The sequence below is a fragment of the Methylophaga thiooxydans DMS010 genome (genome assembly GCF_000156355.1).
Classification (GTDB): domain Bacteria; phylum Pseudomonadota; class Gammaproteobacteria; order Nitrosococcales; family Methylophagaceae; genus Methylophaga; species Methylophaga thiooxydans.
Map to the genome: position 1 here is coordinate 594,302 of NZ_GG657899.1, position 6,526 is coordinate 600,827.

Annotated in this window: 5 protein-coding genes and 3 tRNA genes; 5 read left to right on the forward strand and 3 right to left on the reverse strand. The window is 46.2% G+C overall.

All coding sequences use genetic code 11. The annotated features are described in order from the left end of the window. Window positions 1-5 precede the first annotated feature (5 nt). From MDMS009_RS11705 to MDMS009_RS11715, 3 genes are all read right to left on the reverse strand, one after another. Window positions 6-81, reverse strand: a tRNA-Glu gene (locus MDMS009_RS11705). Window positions 82-154: 73 nt separating this feature from the next. Further along, a tRNA-Glu gene (locus tag MDMS009_RS11710) sits at window positions 155-230 on the reverse strand. 23 nt (window positions 231-253) lie between these two features. After that, window positions 254-329, reverse strand: a tRNA-Ala gene (locus MDMS009_RS11715). Window positions 330-647: 318 nt separating this feature from the next. On the opposite strand from MDMS009_RS11715, the gene MDMS009_RS11720 reads away from it, so the two are divergent. From MDMS009_RS11720 to MDMS009_RS11740, 5 genes are all read left to right on the forward strand, one after another. Beyond that, the gene (locus MDMS009_RS11720; protein WP_237700520.1) at window positions 648-2,882 is read left to right on the forward strand and encodes an LPS-assembly protein LptD; all 2,235 of its coding nucleotides are present in this window, start codon (window positions 648-650) and stop codon (window positions 2,880-2,882) included. 94 nt (window positions 2,883-2,976) lie between these two features. Further along, entirely contained in the window at window positions 2,977-4,242 is a 1,266-nt protein-coding gene (locus MDMS009_RS11725; RefSeq protein ID WP_008291731.1) for a peptidylprolyl isomerase, read from the forward strand. Beyond that, window positions 4,239-5,234: a 4-hydroxythreonine-4-phosphate dehydrogenase PdxA gene (gene pdxA / locus MDMS009_RS11730; RefSeq protein ID WP_008291507.1), complete on the forward strand. Its 996-nt coding sequence runs from the start codon at window positions 4,239-4,241 to the stop codon at window positions 5,232-5,234. The genes MDMS009_RS11725 and pdxA overlap by 4 nt, the downstream gene beginning before the upstream one ends. Then, window positions 5,231-6,031: a 16S rRNA (adenine(1518)-N(6)/adenine(1519)-N(6))-dimethyltransferase RsmA gene (gene rsmA, locus MDMS009_RS11735; RefSeq protein WP_008291210.1), complete on the forward strand. Its 801-nt coding sequence runs from the start codon at window positions 5,231-5,233 to the stop codon at window positions 6,029-6,031. The genes pdxA and rsmA overlap by 4 nt, the downstream gene beginning before the upstream one ends. Window positions 6,032-6,244: 213 nt before the next feature. Further along, window positions 6,245-6,517, forward strand: coding sequence for an HU family DNA-binding protein (locus MDMS009_RS11740; protein WP_043888239.1), 273 nt, complete (start codon window positions 6,245-6,247; stop codon window positions 6,515-6,517). Window positions 6,518-6,526 lie beyond the last annotated feature (9 nt).

Below are 6,526 nucleotides of genomic sequence, written 5' to 3' on the forward strand. Positions count from 1 at the left end.
GTAGATGGCGTCCCCAGGGGGGTTCGAACCCCCGTTACCGCCGTGAAAGGGCGGTGTCCTAGGCCTCTAGACGATGGGGACCCAGTGACTTTAAATTCGGTTTTTTTCTTGTTCTAAAACTAAAACGGGCCTGTTGTCAGACCCGTTTTATGTATGGCGTCCCCAGGGGGGTTCGAACCCCCGTTACCGCCGTGAAAGGGCGGTGTCCTAGGCCTCTAGACGATGGGGACCTAAAACTGTTTCTTTCGGTATTTGGTGGAGCTAGGCGGGATCGAACCGCCGACCTCTTGCATGCCATGCAAGCGCTCTCCCAGCTGAGCTATAGCCCCCGAAAGGAAGCGCATATCATAGGTACTGATGCTCGAAGTGTCAACACATCGTAACAAATAAATTTCAGTTGTTGCGTTTTACTTACGGAAAGCAACGTTGCTTCTGATTAGCAGGTCTGTCTCGGCTGATAGCTAAGCTATTGACGTGCCGTGGATAAGTCGAATTGTGAGGTGTCGGAAATGCTGTCTAAGTTGCCGCGAGACCTTATATATGCGATAAATTGATGATTATTTTTTATCGGTCAGGACATCGATCATGGCTGGGTCAGCAGCTTGAGGTTGAACATGCGCAGAGTAAAGGTTTTATCCACTATCTTAATGTCCTGTTTTGCTGGGGGCGTTTTTGCCGAACAAGAGCAAGGCCTGACATGCCATTTTGGCTACGAAAATCTTTTTATGCCGGTTTCGACTGCGGATCCCGAACAAAGCGAAGTTGATGTCAAAGCAAACCATGTGCAATTGCTTCAGACCGGTACCTCGGTTTTCTCAGGCGATGTTGATATTACACGTGCTGGCCAACAACTTAGCTCCGACCGCGCTACCTACAACAGAACCAGCGGTGATGTGACCGCTAGTGGCGATGTCAGGTTACGTGATAGTGAAATTATTATTGATTCAGAACAAGCAGAGTGGTCTTTAAATAACGATGAAGGTCTTATGCTTAATGCTGAATACCGCATTCGACAGATGCATGCCCGGGGTGAAGCCGCCCATGTTTTTCGTAAAGGCAAAGCCACTACCAACCTGAAAGACGCTACCTATACAACCTGTCCAGAGGGCAGTAATGTTTGGCAGTTAAAAGCCAATAAAGTCCACCTCAATCATGAAACGGCAGTGGGTGAAGCAAGCAATGTGGTTGTGCGTATGGGCGGTTGGCCTATCTTCTACACGCCATATATCAATTTTCCACTTAATGACGAGCGAAAATCAGGTCTGTTAGCACCAACGATTGGTACCAGCTCTGAAACCGGCTTTGATCTCGCAACGCCGTATTATTGGAATATTGCACCGGATATGGATGCCACCATCACACCTCGTTACATGAGCGATCGTGGTTTGATGCTAAGTGGTCAGTTCCGCTATTTGTCCGAATACAGTGAGGGCGAAATAGAAGCCTCTTTTCTCGGCTCTGACGATTTGCGTAAAGATGGCGATGAGCCCAATCCTTATTACAATGAAGATAGAAAGTTATTCACCTGGCAAAACCTAAGCCAGTTCGATAATGGCTGGCGTGCCGAAGTCGATTATGGGTATGTCTCGGATGATGATTATTTTTCTGACTTCGGCTCCGGCTTGAGTTTATCGAGCCGTACGCATTTAAATCGACTGGCAGAGACAGGTTACCGTGGCGATGTCTGGGATTTTACGGCTCGTGTGCAAGGCTATCAGACCTTGCGTGATGTCAATGAACAGTACAAACGTTTGCCACAGTTTTTGTTACGCGGGCATTTACCTGATCAAGCGTTGGGTTTGAGTTATGAGCTAGATGCTGAGTTTGTTGAGTTTGATCACAAAGACAAGGTAGAAGGTCAGCGTATTGATTTTGAACCTGCTGTCAGCTTACCGATGGGAACCGCAGCATTTTTTGCAACGCCACGTGTGGCCTTGAATCACACCCGTTATGATTTAAAAAACGATCGCACCGACAGTTTCGATGATAGCGCCACGCGGACCTTACCGATTGCCAGTTTTGATACCGGTGTCTTTTTTGACCGAGAAATCGATATTTGGGGCGATAACTACATCCAAACCATTGAACCGCGTGCTTTTTATCTCTATATTCCTCATCGTGAACAATCTGATATTCCTGACTTTGATACAGCATTATCAACGTTTAATATGATTCGTTTGTTTTCTTACGATCGTTTTATCGGACGTGATCGGGTCGGCGATGCGAACCAACTGTCACTGGCCGTGACAAGTCGTATTATTGATGAACAAACAGGTAAGGAAACCCTGAGTTTCACATTAGGACAAATTCAGTATTTCAGCGATCGTGAGGTCTTTCTGCCTGGCGCTTCGGTACAAGAAGATCGTGAGTCTGACATGATTGCAGAAGCCGTTGCCTACATAAACGATGAATGGTCGGTTAACGGTGAAGTGCAATGGGATCCCGATGTTAATGAATCAAACCTATCATCGGTAGGTCTACGTTACCGAGCTGAGAATGGCACTATTTTCAATATTTCACACCGTTATCGTCGTGAAAATGCCGCTACCAACGTGCAAGAAGGCTTGGAGCATCTTGATGTATCAGCGCACCTACCCATAAATCAGCAATGGAGTGTGTTTGGTCGTTATTATCGCTCTATTAATACCGGTAGAACCTTAGAAGGCTTATTTGGTGTCGAATACGATAGTTGCTGCTGGGCAACAAGGTTGGCTATTCGCAATTACGTGAATGAAGGCAGCATTTACAGTAACGTCGATACGCAAGAGCAAGATCGCAACTTGTCTATTTATTTGCAGATAGAATTAAAAGGTCTGGGCAGTTTTGGTAAAAAATCTGACAGCCTGCTAGAGCAAAGTATCAGAGGCTATCAAGCGGACTGAACGCGATCATAATGTGATTGTCTAACGACGCGACGCGCAGTCATTGCGCTGTTGCTTTATAATGCCTGCGTGAATTTTGGAGTAAAACGTTTCAATGATTAAGTATCTGATGGCAGCTTTGCTGCTTACCACTAATGTCTTGGCACAGCCTCTCGATCGCATTACTGCGGTGGTTAATGATGAAGTCATTCTGGAAAGTGAGCTGATGGAAATGCAGCAAACTGTGCGTCAGCAGCTTAGACAGAGAGATGCAGCAATTCCTCCTAGCGAGGTGCTCAACAAGCAAGTGTTAGAAAGACTCATCATGCAGCGCTTGCAGTTACAACGTGCTGAACAGGTCGGTGTTCGTGTTGGTGACGATGCTTTAAATGCAGCACTCAAGCAAATTGCGAATAACAATAATATGAACCTTCGTCAGTTTCGTGATGTTCTGGAAGACGATGGCTACAATTTCTCAAACTTTCGTAACACGATTCGTGAAGAAATGATCATTACTCGCTTACGTAAAAGCCAGGTAGAAGATCGCGTTGTCGTGTCAGAACGTGAAGTCGATAACTTTCTCACCACACAAACGATTCAAGAGGGTGGGGAGGTTGAGTATCAACTCCAGCATATTCTAGTCAGCATGCCTGAGGCGGCGTCACCGGAACAAGTGCAAGAAGCTGAACAACAGTTGCAAAAAGTACAAGCATTACTAGATGAAGGCGGCGAGTTTTCTGAGGTTGCTGCGGGTTATTCGGATGGTCAAAATGCCTTAGAAGGCGGCGAGTTGGGATGGCGGAAACATGGTGAACTCCCATCACTATTTGCTGAGGTAGTACCTGATTTGGAAGTCGGTGAGGTGAGTCAAGCGCTACGAAGCGGCAGTGGTTTTCACCTGGTTCGGGTTAAGGACAAAAAAAGTCAGGAATTACATCTGGTTAAACAAACGCTTGCTAGTCACATCTTAATCAGGGCGAATGAGCTGACGTCTGCGGAACAAGCTGAAGAGCGTTTACAACAATTACGTCAGCGCATCGCGAAAGGAGAAAATTTCGCAGAGCTGGCACGCGCGCATTCAGATGATACCGGTTCTGCTATTGATGGCGGTAGCTTAGGCTGGACAAGTCCTGGCGTGATGGTGCCGGAGTTTGAAGAAAAAATGAATGCCTTAGCCATCGGCGAAATGAGCGATGTATTCGAAAGCCGTTTTGGCTGGCATTTAATTAAAGTTTACGATCGTCGTGAACAAAATATGGCTGATGAATTCAAACGTAACAAAGCACGCGAGCAGATTCGTCAACGTAAAATTGATGAAGAACTTGAAAGCTGGCTACGTGCCATGCGCGATGAAGCGTATGTGGAGTATCGAGAATCTTGACACCAATTAAACGCATTGCGTTAACAGCCGGTGAACCGGCCGGTATTGGTCCTGATCTTTGTATTCAAATAGCCCAGCAACAGCAACAGGTTCAACTGGTTGTTATTGCTGACCCGGACTTGCTTCGTGAGCGTGCGAAACAACTCAATATTCAACTACGTTTAATTGAAGTTGATTTGTCACAACCGCCACAACTTGCTGAACAAGGTGAGTTATTTTATTTGCCTGTTAATCTCGCCGAGCCAGTGGCAGCCGGGCAACTGAATCGCGCTAATGGACTTTATGTGATTCAGAGCTTACAAATGGCACTGGATGGCTGTCTGAATAATACTTTTTCAGCTGTTGTGACAGCGCCAGTGCATAAAGGCGTGATCAACGATGCAGGCGTTGAGTTCAGCGGTCATACAGAATTCTTTGCAGAAGGCGCCGGGGTAGATAAGGTCGTCATGATGTTAGCGACCGAGCAACTCAGAGTGGCTTTAGCGACAACCCATTTACCTCTTCGTGATGTTGCTGATGCGATCACCCAAGACTCGCTGAATAAGGTATTGTCGATAACGCTCAACAGTCTCAGAAAGCAGTTTGGTATTGATAAACCACGTATCGCCGTTTGTGGCTTGAACCCTCATGCTGGTGAAGGTGGTCACCTTGGCAAAGAAGAAATTACGGTGATTCAGCCAGTCATTGATGCCATGCAATCTGACGATGCCACCATTACTGGCGCTTGGCCTGCTGATACGATTTTCAATCAAGATAAACTAAGAGATTATGATGCTGTGCTAGCAATGTTTCATGACCAAGGACTACCAGTTCTCAAGCATCATGGTTTTGGTAAAGCCGTCAACATCACTTTGGGTCTGCCATTTATTCGCACATCAGTCGATCATGGTACCGCATTGGATCTTGCTGCTACCGGCGCAGCGAAAGCAACCAGTCTTCAGGCAGCCATCGATATGGCAATCACTATGGCGAACAGTCAACATCCATCATGACACAAACTCAATACCCACGAGCACGTAAACGTTTTGGCCAAAATTTCTTACATGATGAGGGCATCATAGAAGCGATAGTAGAAGCCATTAGTCCAGCTAAAGGCCAACATCTGGTTGAAATTGGACCAGGCCGTGGGGCACTGACCAAGCCGTTATTATCACGCTGTGATTGGTTAGATGTAATTGAGCTTGACCGTGACTTGATACCATTGCTCAGAAAGCAATTGAACGATGAACAGCTAAACATTCACGAGGCAGATGCATTGCGGTTTGATTATCGCAGTCTACAAAAAGATGGCGAACCATTACGCGTCATTGGTAACCTTCCTTACAATATCACCACGCCCTTGCTATTCCACTTACTAGGCCAAGGCGACTGCATCGAAGACATGTGTTTTATGTTGCAGCGCGAGGTTGTAGAGCGCATATGTGCGCAGCCTGGCAACAAGCAATACGGCCGCCTCAGTATTATGATGCAGCACCAGTGCCAAGCCGAGTTATTATTTACAGTGCCGCCTGAAGCTTTTGAGCCGGCACCAAAAGTTGAATCTGCGATTATTTATCTGCAGCCATTGAAGCAACGAGTTGGCGGTGAAGTGGATTTGGATGTGATGGGTAAACTGGTCACGACAGCATTCAGCCAACGCCGAAAAACGATTGCTAACACACTGAAAAATATGATAACTACTGAGGTTTTTGAACAGGTAGGAATTGATCCTACCCAGCGACCAGAAACCGTTTCTGTTGAAAGCTTTGTTGCGTTGACCCGAGCGTACATCCAGAAACAGCAAACATGACAATATTCCTCGCGAAGGCATGATTGTCAAGCACAGAACATCAGCTATTCATCTTGTGCCGGAACTTATTGCCGACAACACAAACTATCCGTCTTGACACGCCGATTTTGCTGTAGTTAGATACACAAGACCAATAAAGCCAGTGTCTGGAAACTATGTGGCTATTGGGACTTGGACGATATAACTACTTATAACGATATGAGGAATCAAGCTGTGAATAAATATGAACTAATTGATGCAGTCGCTGCAGCTGCAGATATTTCAAAAGCAAAAGCCGCACAAGCTGTTGATGGTGTCACTTCAGCTGTAACTAAAGCTCTGAGCAAAGGTGATCAAGTCACTTTAGTGGGTTTTGGTACATTCTCTGTACGCGAACGTGCTGCACGTACTGGTCGCAACCCACGCACCGGCGAAGAAATCAAAATCGCTGCTGCAAAAATCCCTGCATTTAAGGCTGGCAAAGCACTTAAAGATGCTGTAAACTAGTCGTTTTTC

Coding starts and splice junctions, on each gene's coding strand:
- MDMS009_RS11720 (WP_237700520.1), top strand. CDS start 648: ATGTCCTGTTTTGCTGGGGGCGTTTTTGCCGAACAAGAGCAAGGCCTG.
- MDMS009_RS11725 (WP_008291731.1), top strand. CDS start 2,977: ATGATTAAGTATCTGATGGCAGCTTTGCTGCTTACCACTAATGTCTTG.
- rsmA (WP_008291210.1), top strand. CDS start 5,231: ATGACACAAACTCAATACCCACGAGCACGTAAACGTTTTGGCCAAAAT.